Source organism: Novosphingobium sp. PhB55 (assembly GCF_004368805.1).
Lineage (GTDB): Bacteria > Pseudomonadota > Alphaproteobacteria > Sphingomonadales > Sphingomonadaceae > Novosphingobium.
Genome location: NZ_SODQ01000002.1, coordinates 158,963 through 178,219 on the forward strand (window position 1 = coordinate 158,963; position 19,257 = coordinate 178,219).

Consider the following 19,257-nt stretch of genomic DNA (forward strand, 5'->3'; position numbering starts at 1 on the left):
CCCGCCAACAGCAAAGTCCCGGCAACATTTTTCGGGCGCCAAAAATAACATCGCGCATCACGATGAAGGGGAAAGAGGAATGACTGCGGCGCAGACTGGGCCAGCGATTGGTTCGGAAAGCCGGATCAACATGGCGTTCATCATCGCTATCGTGGCCGTCGCCACGATCGGCGGTTTCATGTTCGGCTACGATTCCGGCGTTATCAACGGCACCCAGAAGGGGCTTGAAGCCGCCTTCGACCTTGGCAAGCTGGGTATCGGCTTCAATGTCGGCGCGATCCTCGTCGGTTCGTCGATCGGTGCTTTCGCCGCCGGTCGCATGGCCGACATCATCGGCCGCCGCGGCGTGATGATGCTCGCCGCCGTACTGTTCTTCATCAGCGCCCTGGTGGCCGGCGCGGCCGGTTCCTCGGTCATCTTCATCCTCGCGCGCATCGTCGGCGGCCTCGGCGTCGGCGCGGCCAGCGTCATTTCGCCGGTCTATATCTCGGAAGTGACGCCCGCCGCCATTCGCGGCCGTCTGTCGAGCGTGCAGCAGGTGATGATCATCTCTGGTCTCACCGGCGCCTTCGTCGCCAACTTCGCGCTCGCGCGCTATGCGGGCGGTTCCACGGAATCGCTCTGGCTCGACCTTCCGGCCTGGCGCTGGATGTTCTGGCTGCAGTCGATCCCCGCCGCGATCTACTTCTTCGCGCTGCTCATCATCCCCGAGAGCCCGCGCTATCTGGTGGTCAAGGGCCAGGAGCCCCGCGCCCATGCCGTGCTGACCAAGCTGTTCGGCACGGCCGAGGCGGACCGCAAGGTTGCCGAGATCCGCGCCAGCCTGGCCGCGGACCACCACAAGCCCAAGCTTTCCGACCTGATCGACAAGGCCAGCGGCCGCGTGCGCCCGATCGTCTGGGCAGGCATCGGCCTGGCCGTGTTCCAGCAGCTCGTCGGCATCAACGTGGTGTTCTACTACGGCGCCACCTTGTGGGAGGCGGTCGGCTTCTCGGAAGACTATGCGCTCCAGACCAACATCCTCTCCGGCGTGCTCTCGATCGGCGCCTGCCTCGCCACGATCGCGCTGGTGGACCGCATCGGCCGCAAGCCGCTGCTGCTGATCGGCTCGGCCGGCATGGCGGTGACGCTCGCCACAGTGGCCTATGCCTTCTCCACCGCCGTCACCGGCGCGGACGGCGCGGTCTCGCTGCCCGGCAACAACGGCGTGATCGCGCTGGTCGCCGCCAACCTCTACGTGATCTTCTTCAATATGAGCTGGGGCCCGATCATGTGGGTCATGCTCGGCGAGATGTTCCCCAACCAGATCCGTGGCTCCGGCCTGGCGGTGGCGGGCTTCGCGCAGTGGATCGCCAATGCGGCCGTCTCGGTGAGCTTCCCGGCGCTGGCCGTCAGCCCGGGCCTGGCCGTAACCTACACCGGCTATGCCTTCTTCGCGGCCGTGTCGTTCTTCTTCGTCCGCGCCATGGTCAACGAGACCAAGGGCCGCGAGCTGGAAGAGATGGAAGGCTGACGGATCGGGGGCAGGGGCTGGATAGCCCTTGCCCCCCGCCCGTCCTCACGGGCTTATGGCTGAGGCGCTCACGGGCTCACGCGGCGGCCTCTACCGCTTCACTTCACCGCGTCACCTCACCTCCTCCCAAACTTCGTCATTGCGAGCGTAGCGAAGCAATCCAGGGCGGCTCTGCGCGACTCTGGATTGCTTCGCTACGCTCGCAATGAACGAAGGGAGGGGTGAAGACAAAGGGAAGGTTCGACGCGTCGCAAGGCACGCCGACAAGGCACGCCAGGCGGGCTCAGGCGCCAGGGCTGGCGTCGGAATCCCGGCGGATCAGCGTGAACTCGGCCACGACATGGGGATGCTCCACGGTGGGTGTGCCCGCGCTGCGCGCGCGGATTTCGCCTATCAGCAGCCGCACGGCGCGGCGCGCCATCTCGGTGGTCGGCTGGCGGATCGTGGTCAGTTCGGGCCAGACCGAGACGGCCAGCGCGGTATCGTCGTAGCCGCAGACGGTGAGCTGGCGCGGCACGTCCAGCCCGCGGCGATGGGCCACGGTGATGGCGGCGGCGGCCATGTCGTCGTTGGAGGCGAAGATCGCGGTGGGCGGACTGTCGAGGTCCAGCAATCGCCCTGCCGCTTCCAGCCCCGAGCGATAGGTGAAGTAGCCCTGCGCCACCAGTGCGGGATCGAAGGGGAGGTTGAGCGCGGAAAGCGCCTCGCGGTAGCCGTCGAGGCGCTCGGCGCTGGCGGTCTGGTTCGGGTGGCCGGTGACGAAGCCGATCCGGCGATGCCCCAGCGCGGCCAGGTGATGCGTCATCGTGAAGGCCGCCTCGCGGTCGTCGATGCTGACCGAGAGCGCCCATTCCGGCGCCCGGCCCGTGGCGACTGCCACCACCGGCACGTCGGCATCCTTGAGCGCTTCCAGCACGGCCGGGGAATCGCTGAGCGGCGGCGGCAGGATCACGCCGTCGATGCGGGTGCGCAGCAATTGCGCCACGGCCTTCGCCTCACCGCCGCCCTCGCCGCCTTCCTCGTTGCAGGGCTTGACCAGAAGCTGGGCATGGGCGGCGCTGGTCTCCTCCAGGGCGCCGACCAGGAATTCGCTGAGATAGGCGAAGCTGGGGTTGGAATGGAGCAGGCCGATCCGCAAGTCCTCGCCCCCCGCCAGCGCGCGCGCGGCGGTGCTGGGGGCATAGTTCAGCTCCGCGATGGCGGCCTCCACCTTGCGGCGGGTTTCCTCGCGGACGTTGGCGCCCTTGTTGATCACGCGGCTGACCGTCATCGGCGAGACGCCGGCCAGACGCGCGACGTCGTCGATCTTGGCGCTGGTGCGCTGCTTGCGCGGACCTCGGGTGGTGCTGCTCATCTGGTTCCCTGGCGGAGCCCCGGCGCTCACGAAGAGCGCCGGGGAATGTTCGCTAACACCACAAGTTACGTTGGTAGCGCAACCATCGAGCGTAAAATCGATGCCTTGTCCAGCGTCCGGCTCAGTGAGGATGCCCGGGGGCGAGCGGGAAGTCCTGCGCCTCGTACCAGGCCAGGTCGTGCTCGGGCGCCGGGGATCCGGCCGGCAGGGGCAGTCCGTTGATCGACATCCAGTAGGCCAGGCTGGCATCGCGCCACCACCTGGCCTCGTTGTGCTGGATCTTGAGGTAGCTGGCGGTCTTCTGCCAGCGCTCGGCATCGACCTGGCCCTTCACGCCCTGCCAGTCCGCTTCCATCTGCGCGACGGTGGCCACGCCGCGATCGTAGTGCGCCACCATCTCGTTCCACAGCGTGCGGCCGGACTTCATCTTCCAGTCCCACGGCAAGTGGTGGAACCAGAGCAGTTCGCTTTCCGGCGTCGTGCGCGGATCGGCCAGCAGCTTCGCCACGGCCGGCTCGTACTGCGCAACCGCGTTGCTGCCGGTCTTCGTGCGATCGAAGCCGATGCCGTTCTTGTCGGCCTTGTGGTAGTAGACCGGGTTCCATTCGGGCCGGGCGAGGTTGTTGATCCACGGGCCGGGGCCGTAGTGGTGGCCGGTGCCCATGACGTGCGCGAGCCCGAGCGGGCCGGTATAATCGACCACCGCCTCGCGCGAGGCCATCATCATCTTCACCGCCGTATCGACCACGCGCGGATCGCTGCCGAAGGTCTGCTGTGCCCATTCGCGGGCGATCGTGTCCGCCGAAAGCGTCGGATCCCAGGCGAGGCGGCCGAAGGCGTACCAGTTGGCCTGGTTGAAGGTGGAGCCCGACCAGTCCCGGTCGCGCCCGACATTGGCGACGCCGGCAATGCCGCTCAATGTGTGGCCATAGAGCGAGCCGTCGACCACTTTGGCCACGGTCGATCCCTTGCCCCTGGCGCGGGTGTCGGCCTCCAGCACTTCCTCGAACAACGGGCCGAGGTAGGCGAGGTGGGTGGCGAAGCCGAGGTATTCCTTGGTGATCTGGAGTTCCAGCATCATCGGCGTCTTCGGCATGGCGCCGAACAGCGGATGGAACGGCTCGCGCGGCTGGAAGTCGATGGCGCCGTTCTTCACCTGCACCAGCACGTTGTCCGCGAACTTGCCGTCGAGCGGCTTGAACTCGGTATAGGCCTGCTTGGCGCGGTCGTCCGGGTCCGTTTCGGCATAGACGAAGGCGCGCCACATGACGATGCCGTTATGCGGGGCGACGGCAGCGGCCAGCATGTTGGCGCCTTCGGCATGGCTGCGGTGATAGTCGCGCGGGCCAGGCTGGCCTTCGCTGTTGGCCTTGACCAGGAAACCGCCGAAATCGGGGATCGCGGCATAGATCTCGTCGGTCTTGGCCTTCCACCAGGCCTGGACTTCGGGATCGAGCGGGTCGGCGCTCTTGAGATGGCCGATTTCGATCGGCGCGGAGAAGCGGGCCGAGAGGTAGACCTTGATGCCCCAGGGCCGGAACACCTCGGCCAGCGCGGCGGCCTTGGCGATATAAGGCGCGGTCAGGCTTTCGGGCTTGGCGTTGACGTTATTGAGGACCACGCCGTTGATGCCCAGCGCCGCGTTGGCGCGGGCATAGTCGGTGTAGCGGGGATCCTTGAAGTCGGGCAGGGTCCACCAGTCCCACAGCGACTGGCCCGCGTAGCCGCGCTCCACCGAGCCGTCGAGATTGTCCCAGTGATTGAGCACGCGCAGCCCGATCTTCGGGGCGGACTGGAGGTCGATCGCGGCCAGATCGGCGCCGGTCTTCTGCGCGCGGATCAGCGCGAAGGCGCCGTAGAGCACGGCGCGGTCGGTCCTGCCGGTGACGACCAGCGACTTGCGGCCATCGAGCGTGGCGGCGCGCACCAGATAGCCTTCCTCGCCCAGGGTCGCCGTGGGCAGGCGCAGAGCGGAAAGGGCGGGATCGTCGGCCCTGGCCAGGACCACGGGAAGCGGCGCGGCGGTCAGGTCGCGGCGCAGTTCGCCGGCGGCGCGGTCCAGCGTTCCGGACTGGCCGATCACGCGGATTTCGCTCGCTTGCGGTGCCGGATTGGCCGCAGGGGCCAGCCAGAGGTCGTAGCCATCGTTTGCAAAGGCAGGCGTGCCAGCGAAGCCCAGCGCCGCAAGGCATACGCCAATCGTCAGAAGCCGCTTCTTCATCATCCTCCCCTGTGTCCCAAAATCATGGCCCTGTGGCCGGATTAATTAGCGCCGCGATGCCATTGACAAGCTCGTTCATTGTCGCGCATGATACCGCTAACACACAAAGTTCAGGGCAGGCAACAGTGTTTGCCGTCCGATTGGGAAATGAACCCTACGCGGTTCAAGGGGATGCAGGGGAGAAATATGATTTTTCCGGTTTGTCTGACGCATGCGCAAACGCGCCGTTTGCGCGTGGTTGCGGTATCATGATCGCTGCCCAGGTGAAACGCCGCGAACTGCTGCGCTGGGGCGCGGGTGCCTCGATGCTGGCCTTCCTGCCGGTTTCCGCGCGTGCCGCCACCCCGCTCTACAAGGATCCCAAGGTCCCGGTGGACCTTCGCGTCAAGGACCTGATGGCCCGCATGACGCTGGACGAGAAGGTGGCCCAGCTCGTCACCCTCTCCACCCGCAAGCGCGAGATCATGGACGAATCGCGCGCTTTCGATCCGGCGCTCGCCAGCAAGAACCATCCCGAGGGCATTGGCCAGATCGCACGCCCGTCCGACCGGGGCGGCGCGGCCACGGCCAACAATACCGGCACCGACGTCACCGGCCGCTGGCGCAAGCCCGCCGACACCATCGCTTTCGTCAATGCCACCCAGAAGTGGGCGCGCGAGCAGACCCGCCTTGGCATCCCCGTGCTGTTCCACGAGGAATCGCTTCACGGCTACATGGCGCCGGAGGCCACCAGCTTCCCGCAGGCCATCGCCATGGCCGGCAGCTTCGACACCGATCTGGTGGAGCGCGTGCAGTCGGTGATCGGCCGCGAAGTGCGCGCGCACGGTTCCACCCTGGCGCTGTCGCCGGTGGTGGACATCGCCCGCGACCCGCGCTGGGGCCGTATCGAGGAAACCTTCGGGGAAGACCCCTATCTCTGCGGAGAAATGGGCGTTGCCGCCGTGCGCGGCCTTCAGGGCGAGGGCAAGGAACTGGCCGAGGGCAAAGTCTTCGCCACGCTCAAGCACATGACCGGCCACGGCCAGCCCGAGGCAGGCAACAACGTCGCCCCGGCCCCGCTCGGCAAGCGCGAGCTTTACGACAGCTTCTTCCCGCCGTTCCGCGAAGTGGTGCGCCGCACCGGCATCGCCGCGGTCATGCCTTCCTACAACGAGATCGACGGCATCCCCAGCCACGCCAACCGCTGGCTGCTGAACGATGTGCTGCGCGGCGAATGGGGCTTCGACGGCGCCATCGTCAGCGACTATGCCGCGATCGGTGAACTGGCGAGCTTCCACCACCTTGCCGCCGATATCCAGGGCGCGGCGCGCCTTGCCCTTCACGCGGGCGTCGATTGCGACCTGCCCGACGGCGAGGCCTATCGCACCCTGGCCGACCAGGTCCGCAAGGGGCTGGTGCCGCTTGCCGCCGTCGATACCGCCTGCCGCCACATGCTGACGCTGAAGTTCCGCGCCGGCATGTTCGAGGCCGGGCCGGTCGATCCCAAGGCTTCCGCAAAGCTCACCGCCAATGCCGAAGCCCGCGCCCTGGCGCTGGAAGCGGCGCGCAAGTCGATCTGCCTGCTCAAGAATACCGGCGTCCTTCCGCTTGCAGCAGGCGCGCAGAAGCGCATCGCCGTGGTCGGGCCGAACGCCAATGTCACGCGCCTCGGCGGCTATTCGTCCGAGCCGCGTTCCAGCGTGAACCTGGTCGAAGGCATCAAGGCGCGCGTTGCTGGCAAGGCCGAAGTGGTCTTCGCGCAAGGCGTGTTCATCACGAAAAGCGAGGACCGCTCGGCCAACGAAGTGCTCCTGGCGGACCCTGCGAAGAACCGCGCTCTGATTGCCGAGGCGGCTGAAGTCGCGAAAGCCAGCGACGTGATCGTGCTGGCCATCGGCGATACCGAGCAGACCAGCCGCGAAGGTTACGCGAAGAACCACCTCGGCGACCGTACCGACCTCGACCTCGTGGGCGAGCAGAACGAACTGTTCCGCGCCCTCAAGGCGACCGGCAAGCCGGTGATCGTCGTCGCGCTCAACGGCCGTCCGCCTTCATGGCCGACCGTGGCCGAGCAGGCCGACGCGATCCTCGAATGCTGGTATCTCGGCCAGGAAGGCGGCACCGCCATGGCCGAGGCGCTGTTCGGAGACGTCAATCCCGGTGCCAAGCTGCCGGTCACCGTGGTCAAGGACGTGGGGCAGGTGCCCTTCTTCTACAACCACAAGCCCTCGGCCAAGCGCGGCTATCTCTTCACCGAGACGGCGCCGCTCTATCCGTTCGGCTTCGGCCTGAGCTACACCACGTTCACCGTGGGCGCGCCCAGCCTTTCGGCGCCGCGCATCGGCCTCTCGGGCAATGTCACCGTCTCTGTCGACGTGACCAACACCGGCCAGCGCGCCGGCGATGAAGTGGTGCAGCTCTATGTCCACGATCAGGCCGCGAGTGTAACCCGCCCGGTCATGGAACTGCGCGGTTTCCGCCGTGTCACGCTGAAGCCCGGCGAGACGCGCAGGATCGAATTCACCCTCGGCCCCGACGATTTCAGCCTCTGGAACGAGGACATGCGCGAAGTCGTCGAACCCGGCCTGTTCGATATCCTGGTCGGCGCCAGCAGCGCCGATCTCAAGACCACCACTCTCGAAATCGCCTGAGGATCCTCCCCATGCCCAAGATCGTCGATGCCAAAGTCATCATCACCTGCCCGGGTCGCAACTTCGTCACGCTGAAGATCACTTGCGACGACGGCACCACCGGCGTCGGGGACGCGACCCTCAACGGCCGCGAGCTGTCGGTGGCCAGCTACCTGACCGACCACGTCATCCCCTGCCTGATCGGCCGCGACGCGCACCGTATCGAGGACGTCTGGCAGTACCTCTACAAGGGCGCCTACTGGCGCCGCGGTCCGGTGACGATGACCGCCATCGCCGCCGTCGACATGGCGCTGTGGGACATCAAGGGCAAGATCGCCGGCCTGCCGGTGTACCAGCTGCTGGGCGGCGCGAGCCGTGAAGGCGTGATGGTCTACGGCCACGCCAACGGCACCACGATCGAGGACACGATCAACGTGGCGCTCGACTATCAGAAGCAGGGCTACAAGGCGATCCGCCTCCAGTGCGGCGTGCCGGGCATGGCTTCGACGTACGGCGTCTCCAAGGACAAGTACTTCTACGAGCCCGCCGACGCCGACCTGCCCACCGAAAACGTCTGGAACACCGCGAAGTACCTGCGCGTCGTGCCCGAACTGTTCAAGGCCGCGCGCGAGGCGCTGGGCTGGGACGTGCACCTGCTGCATGATATCCATCACCGCCTGACCCCGATCGAGGCCGGCCGCCTGGGCAAGGATCTGGAGCCCTACCGCCCGTTCTGGCTGGAAGACGCGACGCCTGCCGAGAACCAGGAAGCGTTCAAGCTCATCCGCCAGCACACCACCGCGCCCCTGGCCGTGGGCGAGATCTTCAACTCGATCTGGGACTGCAAGGACCTGATCCAGAACCAGCTGATCGACTACATCCGCGCCACCGTGGTCCATGCGGGCGGCATCACGCACCTTCGCCGGATCGCCGCGCTGGCCGATCTCTACCAGATCCGCACCGGCTGCCACGGCGCCACCGACCTTTCGCCGGTCTGCATGGCCGCCGCGCTGCACTTCGACCTCTCGGTGCCGAACTTCGGCGTGCAGGAATACATGCGCCACACGCCCGAGACCGATGCGGTCTTCCCCCATGCCTATACGTTCGAGAACGGCATGATGCATCCTGGCGAAGCGCCGGGCCTGGGCGTGGACATCGATGAGGAACTGGCCGCCGGCTACGAATACAGCCGCGCCTTCCTGCCGGTGAACCGCCTCGAAGACGGCACGATGTACAACTGGTGAGCGTGGTGAACGGCGTGACGCCACTCAAGGCCACGGCGACCGGCCCGGGGAAACCCGCGGGCCGGGTGCGCTGGATCGTCTGCGCGCTGCTGTTCGCGGCGGTGGTGCTGAGCTATGTGGACAGGCTGGTCCTGCCCACGCTCAAGCCCGAGCTTCAGGCCCGCTACGGCTGGAGCGAGAGCGGCTATGCCGACCTCGCGATCTGGTTCCAGGCGGGCTACGGCATTGCCTATGTCGTGTTCGGCAGGCTGATCGACCGGCTGGGCGCGCGGGCGGGCTATGCCCTGGCCGTGACGCTCTGGACGGTGGGCCACATGGCGCACGCGCTGTTCACTTCCACCAGCGGCATGCTCCTGGCGCGCATCCCGCTGGCCATCGGCGAGGCGGGGACATTCCCCGCCGCCATCGCCGCCACCAACGAATGGTTCCCCAAGCGCGAGCGCGCTTTCGCCATCGGCATCTTCAACGCCGGTTCCAACGTGGGCGCGATCCTGACGCCGCTGGTGGTGCCGGTGATCGCGCTGACGCTCGGCTGGCGCTGGGCCTTCATCCTCACCGGCCTGCTGACGGTGGTGTGGCTGGCGGCCTGGCTCGGCTTCTACCGCCGCCCGCGCGACAAGAAGAACCTCAGCGCCGAGGAACTGGCCTGGATCGAGGCCGATCCGGTGGAGAAGCCGCGCCCGGTCAAGTGGCGCGCGCTGTTCGGCTATCGCCAGACCTGGGCCTACATGATGGGCCGCTTCCTGATCGATCCGGTCTGGTGGACTTTCCTGTTCTGGCTGCCGGACTTCTTCAACAAGCAGTTCGGCGTGAAGATGCTGGACTTCGGCCCGCCGCTGATCGCGGTCTATATCCTGGCCGACATCGGTTCGGTGCTGGGCGGCTGGGCTTCCTCGCGCTTCATCGGCCGGGGCTGGAGCGTCAACCGCTCGCGCAAGACGGCGATGTTCATGGCCGCGCTCTGCGCCGTGCCGATCGCCATGGCGCCGAATGCGCCGGGCCTGTGGACGGCCGTGGCGCTGGTGGGCCTCGCCTGCGCGGGGCACCAGGGCTTCTCCGCCAACCTCTACGCGCTTCCCGGCGATACCATGCCGCGCTGGATGACCGGATCGGTCGTCGGCCTTGGCGGGCTTTCCGGGGCGCTGGGCGGCATGCTCATGGCCAAGTTCGCCGGCGCCATCCTTGAAAGCGTGGGCAGCTACGAGCCGATCTTCGTCGTGGCCTCCTGCGCCTATCTCGTGGCGCTCGGCGTCATTCACCTGATCCTTCCCCGCTACCAGGTCGCCGATCCCGACGGCGAGAAAGTACCCGCATGACTCGTCCCCTCGTTCTCCACCCAGACCGCCTGTTCCCCGCCGATCCGGGCACCCGCGCCATCGCGCGCGCGCTCTACGAAGGCGTGAAGGATCTGCCGATCGTCAGCCCGCACGGCCATACCGACCCGTCCTGGTTCGCCTATGACCAGCCGTTCACCGACCCCGCGTCGCTGCTGATCGTGCCGGACCACTACGTGTTCCGCATGCTCTATTCGCAGGGCGTGGCGCTGGAATCGCTGGGCGTGCCCAGCGTGGACGGCAGCCCGGTGGAGCAGGATCCGCGCAAGATCTGGGCGATCTTCGCCAAGCACTACCACCTGTTCCGCGGCACCCCTTCACGCATGTGGCTGGACTGGGTCTTTGCGGAAGTGTTCGGCCTGGACGTGCTGCTGGATGAGACGACCGCCGATCATTACTACGAAGTGATCGACGCCGCGCTGAAGACCGAGGCGTTCCGCCCCCGCGCGCTGTTCGAGGCCTTCAACATCGAACTGATCGCCACCACCGAAGGCCCCCTCGACCCGCTCGCCCATCACCGCGCGATCCGGGAAAGCGGCTGGAGCGGCCGCGTCGTCACCGCCTATCGCCCCGATCCGGTCGTCGATCCCGAAACGCCCGGCTTTGCCGCCAAAGTGGCGAAGTTCGGCGAGATGGCGGGCGAGGATGTCTCGACTTACGCGGGCTATCTCGCCGCGCACCGCTTCCACCGCGCCCGCTTCCGCGAGGCCGGAGCCACCTCGACCGACCACGGCCATCCCAGCGCCCGCACCGCCGATCTCTCGCCAGAGGATTGCGAGGCGCTCTACCAGCGTGTCCTGTCGGCACCGGGCAAGGATGACGCCGAACTGTTCCGCGCCCAACTCCTCACCGAAATGGCCGGGATGAGCGTGGAAGACGGCATGGTCATGCAGCTTCACCCCGCCGTCCATCGCAGCCACAACCAGGCCGTGCTCGACCGTTTCGGCCGCGACAAGGGCGGCGACATTCCGCTGCCCGGCGAATTCGTGCAGGCGCTGAAGCCCCTGCTCGACCGCCATGGCAACGACCCGCGCCTGACGCTGATCCTGTTCACGCTGGACGAGGACGTCTATTCGCGCGAACTGGCGCCGCTCGCCGGGCACTACCCCTCGCTGCGCCTCGGCCCGCCCTGGTGGTTCCACGATTCTCCGGAGGGCATGCGCCGCTTCCGCGAGCGCACGACCGAGACCTCGGGCTTCTACAACACCGTCGGTTTCAACGACGATACCCGTGCCTTCCTCTCGATCCCCGCCCGGCACGACGTGGCCCGCCGCATGGACTGCGCCTGGCTGGCGCAGCTCGTGGCCGAACACCGCCTGCCCGAGGATGAGGCGCACGAAGTCGCCCGCGCCCTCTCCTACGATCTCGTCAAGGCGGCGTACAAGCTGTGAGGCTATCCGCAGAGACCCTCGGCCAGGTTCCGGCCGCCGTCGCCCGTCCCGCCTATGACCGCGCGGCGGTCAAGGCGGGGGTCGTCCACCTCGGCATCGGTGCCTTCCACCGCGCGCATCAGGCCGCCGTGTTCGAGGCGGCGCTGGCTTCGGGCGACTTGCGCTGGGGCGTCGTCGGCGTCTCGCTGCGCTCGGCCTCGGTGCGGGACCAGATGAACCCGCAGGACGGCCTCTACACCCTGCTGGTGCGCGAAGGCGCGGCGCAGACCCCGCAGGTCATCGGCGCCGTACAGCGCGTGCTGGTCGCGCCGGAAGAGCCGGAGGCGGTAGTGGCCGCGCTGGCCTCGCCCGACACGCACCTCGTCACGCTGACGGTGACCGAGAAAGGCTATTGCCTCGATCGCAAGACCGGCAAGCTCATGGCCGAGGACGCCGATGTCGCCGCCGACCTGGCCGGGCTGGAGCGTCCGCGCACGGCGGCGGGCTTCCTTGTCGCGGCGCTTGCGCGCCGGCGGACGGAGGGCCTCGCTCCGCTCTCGATCCTCTCCTGTGACAACCTGCCCCACAACGGCGCGCTGCTGAAAGGCGCGGTGCTCGCCATGGCAGAGGCGCACGATCCCGTGCTCGCCGCCTGGATCGCGCAGGGCTGCACGTTCCCGGCCACCATGGTCGACCGCATCGTGCCCGCCACAACGGACGAGGACATCGCCGGTCTCGCCGCGCTGACCGGCGTGGAAGACCGCGCGATGGTGAAGGCCGAACCCTTCCTGCAATGGGTGATCGAGGACAGCTTCGCAGGCGAGCGCCCGGATTTCGCCGCGCTCGGCGTCCAGCTGACCGATGCGGTCGCCCCGTGGGAGGAAGCCAAGCTGCGCCTGCTCAACGGCGCGCACTCGGCCATCGCCTATCTCGGCGGGCTGGCAGGCGATGCGTTCGTCCACGAGTTCGTCGGCACCGCGCAGGGCCGTGCTTTCGTCGAGCGGCTGTGGGACGAAGTGGTGCCCACGCTGAACCCGCCCGCCGGGCTCGACGTGCCGGCCTACCGGCAGGAACTGATGGCCCGCTTCGCCAACAGCGCGCTCCAGCACCGCACCCGCCAGATCGCCATGGACGGATCGCAGAAGCTGCCGCAGCGCCTGCTCGCGCCGCTGGCCGCTGTGGCGGAGCAGGGCGGTTCCTTCGCGGCCATCACGCTGGCCGTTTCCGCATGGGTACGCTGGCAGGCGGGCACGAGCGACGCGGGCGAGAGCTTCGCAATCGACGATCCCGCCGCTGCCGCCCTTGCCGATGCACTGCGCCTTGCGGCCACGCCGCGCGCCCGGGTCACCGCGGCACTCGGCGTGCTGGGCCATGTGCCCGATGCCGCCGTGCTCGACGCCGTGGCCGCCCATCTCGGCCATCTCGAAACTTCCGGCGCCCGCGCCGTCATCACTGCATTCCTAGGAGAGAACGCATGACCCTCCGCACTGCCCTGCTGGCGGTCTCGGCCCTTGCGGCCAGCCTGAGCCTCGCCGCTCCCGCCCTGGCCGATGCGCCGCGTCTGGAGACCAAGGGCGATACGAAGCAGCTGATCGTGAACGGCAAGCCGATGCTGATGATCGCAGGCGAGCTGAGCAATTCGGCCTCCTCCAGCGCCGCCTATATGGCGCCGCACTGGAAGCGGCTGAAGGAGATGAACCTCGATACCGTGCTGACGCCGGTGTCGTGGGAACTGATCGAACCCTCCGAGGGCACGTTCGACTGGTCCTCGGTCGATTCCCAGATCAAGGCGGCGCGCGCCAACAACCTCAAGCTGGTGGTGCTGTGGTTCGGGGCGTGGAAGAACTCCATGTCCACGTACATCCCGGCCTGGGTCAAGCGCGACCAGCAGCGCTTCCCGCGCGCGCAGCTTCCCAATGGTCAGGGCGTGGAGATCCTCTCGACGTTCGGCGCCGAGACGCTGAAGGCCGACGAGCGCGCCTATGCCGCGCTCATGGCGCACCTCAAGGCGGTGGATTCCACGCAGAATACCGTCGTCATGGTGCAAGTGGAGAACGAGATCGGCATGTTGCCGGTCGCGCGCGACTACAGCGCCGCCGCCAATGCCGCCTACCGCGAGCCGGTTCCGGCCGAACTGGTCAACTACCTCGTCGCTCACAAGGACTCGCTGGTCCCGGGCATGCGCCGGATGTGGCTCGAACGCGGCGCGCGTACCAGCGGTTCGTGGGACGAGCTGTTCGGCGGCGGCGATGCCGCGGCGGAAGTCTTCGCGGCCTGGCACTATGCCCGCTTCGCCGACCAGCTCGCCGCGGCGGGCAAGGCGGCCTATCCGATCCCGATGTACGTCAATGTCGCGCTCAACCGCCCGGGCCGCATCCCCGGCGAATACCCGAGCGGCGGCCCGCTGCCGCACTTGCTCGACGTCTGGAAGGCCGGAGGGCCGCACCTCGATTTCCTGGCGCCGGACATCTACTTTTCCAGCTTCGTGGACATCGTGAACGGCTACAAGCGCCCGGACAACGTGCTGTTCATTCCCGAGGCGCACAATTCCACCAATCCGGTGGCGCCCGCCAATGCGTTCTACGCCATCGGCCAGCTCGACGCGATCGGCTTCGGCCCCTTCTCCATCGACTCGGTGGACGAGGATCCCGGCGCGCTCAAGGATGCCTACGGCGTGCTCCAGCAGCTCAAGCCCTACATTCTCGATGCGCAGGGCACCGATCGCATGGTCGGCTTCAAGCCGCGCCAGCTCTATGACGAAACGCTGGTCTACGAGCCGGAAACCCGCGATGTCGGCCCCTATCGCTTCACCATCGCCTATGCCGATATCCAGCGGCCGGTGGCCAATCCCGGCGCCGACGCCTCGGTTCCGGGCACCACTGCGGCGATCGCGGCGGCAGGCGGCATGATCATCCAGATCGGACCGGAAGAGTATCTGATCGCCGGGCAGGGCATTACCGTGACGTTCAAGCCCAGGACCGGCAAGGCCGCGCTGGCCGGGATCGATTCGGCGTTCGAGGGCGAATTCGATTCGACCGGCAAATGGGTGCCCGGCCGCCTGCTCAACGGCGACCAGACTCACCAGGGCCGCCACATCCGCCTGGAGTCCGGAAAGTGGCAGATTCAGCGGGTAAAACTCTATGATTACGATTGAAAGATACCGCTAACATAACTGTTGACGCGCGCCGGCACTGGGCATATTAAGGCTTCAATGATAGCGCTACCAGTGTTGGCGCAACCCACGATCCGCTCGGAAGCGGACGTGATTTAAATGGGAGGGGATATCCAATGCGATCCAACCGTATTTCCGTTCGTGCCGTTCTTCTGAGCGCCGCCGCGCTCTCGGGCCTTTCCGCGCCTGCAGCCTTCGCGCAGGATGCTGCGGGCACCACGGCCGCCGACACCGCCGATACGACCGCCGCCCCTCAGGACGATACGCCTTCCGCGGGCGACATCATCGTCACCGGCATCCGCGCCTCGCTGCAGAGCGCGACCAATGCCAAGCGCGACGCCGTGACCTTCGGCGATTCGATCTTCGCCGAAGACATCGGCAAGCTGCCCGCCACCAACCTGGCCGAAACGCTGAACCGCATGCCCGGCGTGCGCCTCAACCGCGACATCAACGGCGAAGGCACCCAGGTCGCCATCCGCGGCCTGGGTCCCAGCTTCACCCGCGTGCTGCTGAACGGCTCGCAGCTCCAGGTGGCATCGGACGGCGGCACCAACGGCGGCAGCGCCAACCGCGAAGTCGATCTCGACTTCTTCCCGTCCGAACTCTTCACCCGTCTCGACCTTGCCAAGAGCCCTTCGCCCTCGACGCTCGAAGGCGGTATCGCCGGCACCGTCAACCTGCACAACGCGCGCCCCTTCGACAAGGAAGGCACGCACTTCACCGTCGTCGGCCAGGGCCAGTATACCGATAGCAACGGCAAGATCAGCCCGCGCGGCGCGGTCGTCGCCAGCCACACCACGGATACCTTCGGCATTCTCGTCGGCGTGGCCGGCGTGAAGACCAAGACCCGCGTCGATGGCTTCGAATCCGTGGGCTGGACCGACGGCAACCTTGGCGCCGGCGATCCGGGCGGCAACAACTTCTCCTGGGCCTCGGTGGTTCCGACCAATACCGGTCACGGCCTCGTCGCCGGCCAGCCGGTAGACGTGGTCGCCACTTCGGGTCTCACCCGCGACCAGCTCAGCACCGCGCTGATCCCGCGCCTCGGCCGCAACAGCCTGACCAACGGCGACCGTTCGCGCATCTCCGCGCTGGCATCGCTCGAATGGCGTCCCAGCGACGAGCTGCACTTCGCGATCGACGGTATCTGGGCCAAGTCCAAGCGTGACTACTACAAGGTCAACATGAACTGGCAGGTCCGTAACTCGGGCCCGGGCACCAGCGCGCAGTCGACCGGCGGCATGATCCCGATCGACCTTGCGGTCGACGACAACGGCGTGGTCACCAGCGGCACCTTCGCCAACTCCTCGTTCTTCCTCGAAGCGAGCCAGTTCAAGCAGACCACCAAGTTCTGGAACATCGCGCCGAGCGTCACCTGGCAGCCTTCCGACCGCGTGAAGGTGGAAGCCAATGCCAACTGGTCGAAGAGCAAGTTCTTCCGCGAACAGCCGACCTGGGCCTTCCAGACCACCCCGGGTTCGGGCGTGGACGTCTATTACGACAACAGCGGCGGCAACCAGCCGATCATCACCACCAATGTCGATCTCAACGATCCGAACATGGGCTGGGAATGGTACCGCCAGAACGTGTCGCTGGTTCGCCGCGATACCGAGACGCGCGGTGCCCACCTCGACACCACCATCGGCGACAGCGACTTCAGCGTGAAGTTCGGCGGCGCCTATGACCGGGCCCAGCGTTCGATCCGCGCTTACGACAACAGCCCGGCCTACCAGCTTTCCGTCTGCGGCACCGGCTGCACCGGCGATACCGGCTCGATCACCACCGGCCAGATCCCGCAGTACCTGACCCAGTTCCCGGTCAGCAACTTCGGCCATCTCGCCAGCGGCAGCGTGGGCTACAATGCCTTCGTCATCCCCGACTTCGATGCCATCAAGCAGGCCACCAACTACGCCAGCTACCGTGACAGCGCGCCGGAAACGCGCGGCGCGGTGACCGGCGGCGCCACGGGCGACATCGACGAGACGGTGCTGGGCGCCTACTTCGAACTGAACGGCACCACCGAACTGTTCGGCCGCGAACTGCACATGAACGGCGGCATGCGCTATGCCCATACCAAGCAGATCGTCGTCGGCCCGAGCCAGGTCGGCACCGCCATCATCGACATCACCTCGCGCTCGAACTACGATAACTTCCTGCCCTCGGTGAACTTCACGTACGATGTGCTGGACAACCTGAAGCTGCGCTTCTCGGCCTCGCGCACGATGACGCGTCCGAATGCCGACCAGATCCTGCCGGGCATCACGTTCTCGGATCCCTCGGCCCTCACGGCCAGCGCGGGCAATCCTGATCTGAAGCCCTACACTTCGGACAACTTCGATATCGGCGGTGAATTCTACACCGGCGGCATCGGTTATGTCGGTGTGTCGGCCTTCCAGAAGAACATCGCCGGCTTCACCGTCACCACGTCCTCGGAAGTGCCCTTCGGTTCGCTCAACATTCCGTACGACAGCCTGATCTCGACCCAGCAGAACGCCCTCAGCGACCGCTCGCTCCAGACCGGCGTGCCGATCGCGAACCTGCCGATCACGGTGACCCGCCCGATCAACCTCAGCGATCTGAAGATCAAGGGCATCGAGGCCACCTGGGTGCAGCCGCTCGACTTCCTGGTGCAGGGCCTGGGCTTCTCGGCCAACGGCACCTACCTGAAGCAGTCCTCGTCCTCGGGCCTCGTCGCCACCGGTGTTTCGCCTTACTCGTACAACCTCCAGGGCTTCTACGAGAACAACGGCCTGTCGGTCAGCGTGAACTACGTCTGGAACGACGCATCGATCGCCGTGAACGGTCCGCAGAACGGCATCCAGAACGCCGCCCTGCGCTCGGACGCCCGTGGCCAGCTCGACATGTCGGCCGGCTACCAGCTGCCCTTCCTGAACAACGCGGTGCGCCTGACGCTCGATGTGCTGAACATCACCAACGAGCCGATCCGCACCACCTTCGAATACGACAACGCCGCTTACTCGGTCTACTATCCGGGCCGTCAGGTCCTGCTGGGTCTGCGCGCCAACTTCTGATTGTTCTTGCAGGGAACTCCTCCTCCCTGAAAACTCCGAGCCGGCGTCCATTCCCTGGATGCCGGCTCATTTCTTTTATGGGGTCCGCGATGCTGCCGAAGTTCCGTCACCTTGCCCTCACCGCCCGGATGGTCACGGGCCGCCCGTTCAGGCGCGCGCTGATCCCGGCTGCTCTTGTGACGGCCGGGCTGGGCGTCTCGGCGCCTGCGCTGGCGGCGGCCTGCCCCTGGGTTTCGGCCTGGGGATCCTCGCAGATGCTTCCCGATGCCGACAATGCCCTTCCTGCCGAGGCCACGCGCGATGTGACGCTGCGCCAGATCGTGCGACCCTCGATCGGCGGCACCGGACTGCGCGTGCGCCTGTCCAATGCTTTCGGCGACACGCCGCTGGTGATCGAGGCCGCCACGCTGGCCCGCGCCCGGGCGGCGGACAAGGCAGGGATCGACGCCCGTTCGCTCACGCCGCTGCGTTTCTCCGGCAAGGCCCGCGTGGTGATCCCGCCGGGCGCGGACTGGCTTTCCGACCCCCTGGACCTGCCCGTCCGCGCGTTCGAGGACCTGGCCGTCTCGCTCCACGTCCAGGCCATGCCCCAGCGCCAGACCGCGCATCCCGGCTCGCGCGCGACTTCGTACTGGATCGCGGGCGACCATGTTGCCGATGCCGAACTGGCCGCGGCCAAGCCGATCGACCACTGGTATCTCCTTTCGGGAATCGAGGCGCGGGCCTGCGGGGCGGGCGCAGTGGTGGCGCTGGGCGATTCGATAACCGACGGGCGCGGCTCCACCACCAATGGCAACGACCGCTGGACCGACGTGCTCGCCCGGCGACTGGCGGGCAGTTCGGCGGGGGTTGCGGCAGGCAGGCGCGCGGTGATCAACCAGGGCATCGGCGGCAACCGCGTGCTGCTTGACGGGCTCGGGCCCAATGCCATGGCCCGGCTCGACCGCGACGTGCTGGCGCTGCCCGGCGTCACTCACCTCATCGTGCTGGAAGGCATCAACGACCTCGGCGTCCTCACGCGCGACCACCCGGTGAGCGCTGCGGAACACGCCGCCATGGTGGAGCAGATCACCGGCGCCTACGGCCAGATCGTTGCCCGCGCCCATGCGAAGGGGATCAAGGTCTACGGCGCGACATTGCTGCCGTTCATGGGCATGGACTACTACCATCCGGGCGCCGTCAATGAGGCCGACCGCCAGGCGATCAACGCCTGGATCCGGGCACCGGGCAACTTCGATGCGGTGATCGATTTCGACAAGGTGATGCGCGATCCCGCGCGGCCGGACCGGCTCAATCCCGCCTATGACGTGGGCGACGCGATCCATCCCAACCCGGCCGGCTACAAGGCCATGGGCGAGGCGATCCCGCTGGACTTGCTGCGCTAGGAAAGAGCGAGGAGAGGTGCGTC

Annotated in this window: 11 protein-coding genes; 9 read left to right on the forward strand and 2 right to left on the reverse strand. The window is 67.1% G+C overall.

The genetic code is table 11. The annotated features are described in order from the left end of the window. Positions 1 to 49 precede the first annotated feature (49 nt). The gene (locus tag EDF57_RS05210; protein ID WP_279388331.1) at positions 50 to 1,513 is read left to right on the forward strand and encodes a sugar porter family MFS transporter; all 1,464 of its coding nucleotides are present in this window, start codon (positions 50 to 52) and stop codon (positions 1,511 to 1,513) included. A gap of 283 nt (positions 1,514 to 1,796) precedes the next feature. On the opposite strand, the gene EDF57_RS05215 is transcribed toward EDF57_RS05210, so the two are convergent. Together EDF57_RS05215 and EDF57_RS05220 are read right to left on the reverse strand one after the other, a co-directional pair. Then, complete coding sequence (locus EDF57_RS05215) at positions 1,797 to 2,867, reverse strand: LacI family DNA-binding transcriptional regulator (RefSeq protein ID WP_132267653.1); 1,071 nt, start codon at positions 2,865 to 2,867, stop codon at positions 1,797 to 1,799. Between the two features lie 121 nt (positions 2,868 to 2,988). Next, entirely contained in the window at positions 2,989 to 5,088 is a 2,100-nt protein-coding gene (locus EDF57_RS05220; protein ID WP_134093360.1) for an alpha-glucuronidase family glycosyl hydrolase, read from the reverse strand. Positions 5,089 to 5,336: 248 nt separating this feature from the next. Here EDF57_RS05220 and EDF57_RS05225 point away from each other — a divergent pair, with 248 nt between their 5' ends. The 8 genes from EDF57_RS05225 to EDF57_RS05260 all read left to right on the forward strand — a co-directional run bounded on the left by EDF57_RS05225 (position 5,337) and on the right by EDF57_RS05260 (position 19,234). Beyond that, on the forward strand, positions 5,337 to 7,718 hold the full coding sequence (locus EDF57_RS05225; RefSeq protein ID WP_134093361.1) for a glycoside hydrolase family 3 N-terminal domain-containing protein: 2,382 nt from the start codon (positions 5,337 to 5,339) through the stop codon (positions 7,716 to 7,718). Between the two features lie 11 nt (positions 7,719 to 7,729). Beyond that, complete coding sequence (gene manD, locus EDF57_RS05230) at positions 7,730 to 8,941, forward strand: D-mannonate dehydratase ManD (protein WP_132267648.1); 1,212 nt, start codon at positions 7,730 to 7,732, stop codon at positions 8,939 to 8,941. 14 nt (positions 8,942 to 8,955) lie between these two features. Continuing rightward, positions 8,956 to 10,257, forward strand: coding sequence for an MFS transporter (locus tag EDF57_RS05235; protein WP_134093703.1), 1,302 nt, complete (start codon positions 8,956 to 8,958; stop codon positions 10,255 to 10,257). Then, positions 10,254 to 11,666, forward strand: coding sequence for a glucuronate isomerase (gene uxaC / locus EDF57_RS05240; protein WP_134093362.1), 1,413 nt, complete (start codon positions 10,254 to 10,256; stop codon positions 11,664 to 11,666). The genes EDF57_RS05235 and uxaC overlap by 4 nt, the downstream gene beginning before the upstream one ends. Next, complete coding sequence (locus EDF57_RS05245) at positions 11,663 to 13,123, forward strand: mannitol dehydrogenase family protein (protein WP_134093363.1); 1,461 nt, start codon at positions 11,663 to 11,665, stop codon at positions 13,121 to 13,123. The genes uxaC and EDF57_RS05245 overlap by 4 nt, the downstream gene beginning before the upstream one ends. Continuing rightward, positions 13,120 to 14,799: a DUF5597 domain-containing protein gene (locus tag EDF57_RS05250; RefSeq protein WP_134093364.1), complete on the forward strand. Its 1,680-nt coding sequence runs from the start codon at positions 13,120 to 13,122 to the stop codon at positions 14,797 to 14,799. The genes EDF57_RS05245 and EDF57_RS05250 overlap by 4 nt, the downstream gene beginning before the upstream one ends. Positions 14,800 to 14,933: 134 nt before the next feature. Continuing rightward, positions 14,934 to 17,849: a TonB-dependent receptor gene (locus tag EDF57_RS05255; RefSeq protein ID WP_134093365.1), complete on the forward strand. Its 2,916-nt coding sequence runs from the start codon at positions 14,934 to 14,936 to the stop codon at positions 17,847 to 17,849. 89 nt (positions 17,850 to 17,938) lie between these two features. Then, positions 17,939 to 19,234 (forward strand): SGNH/GDSL hydrolase family protein, encoded by a 1,296-nt coding sequence (locus EDF57_RS05260; RefSeq protein WP_243840890.1) that lies wholly within the window; start codon positions 17,939 to 17,941, stop codon positions 19,232 to 19,234. The last annotated feature ends 23 nt before the right edge of the window (positions 19,235 to 19,257 follow it).

Coding starts and splice junctions, on each gene's coding strand:
- EDF57_RS05260 (WP_243840890.1), top strand. CDS start 17,939: ATGCTGCCGAAGTTCCGTCACCTTGCCCTCACCGCCCGGATGGTCACG.
- EDF57_RS05215 (WP_132267653.1), bottom strand. CDS start 2,867: ATGAGCAGCACCACCCGAGGTCCGCGCAAGCAGCGCACCAGCGCCAAG.
- uxaC (WP_134093362.1), top strand. CDS start 10,254: ATGACTCGTCCCCTCGTTCTCCACCCAGACCGCCTGTTCCCCGCCGAT.
- EDF57_RS05225 (WP_134093361.1), top strand. CDS start 5,337: ATGATCGCTGCCCAGGTGAAACGCCGCGAACTGCTGCGCTGGGGCGCG.
- manD (WP_132267648.1), top strand. CDS start 7,730: ATGCCCAAGATCGTCGATGCCAAAGTCATCATCACCTGCCCGGGTCGC.
- EDF57_RS05255 (WP_134093365.1), top strand. CDS start 14,934: ATGCGATCCAACCGTATTTCCGTTCGTGCCGTTCTTCTGAGCGCCGCC.
- EDF57_RS05220 (WP_134093360.1), bottom strand. CDS start 5,088: ATGAAGAAGCGGCTTCTGACGATTGGCGTATGCCTTGCGGCGCTGGGC.
- EDF57_RS05250 (WP_134093364.1), top strand. CDS start 13,120: ATGACCCTCCGCACTGCCCTGCTGGCGGTCTCGGCCCTTGCGGCCAGC.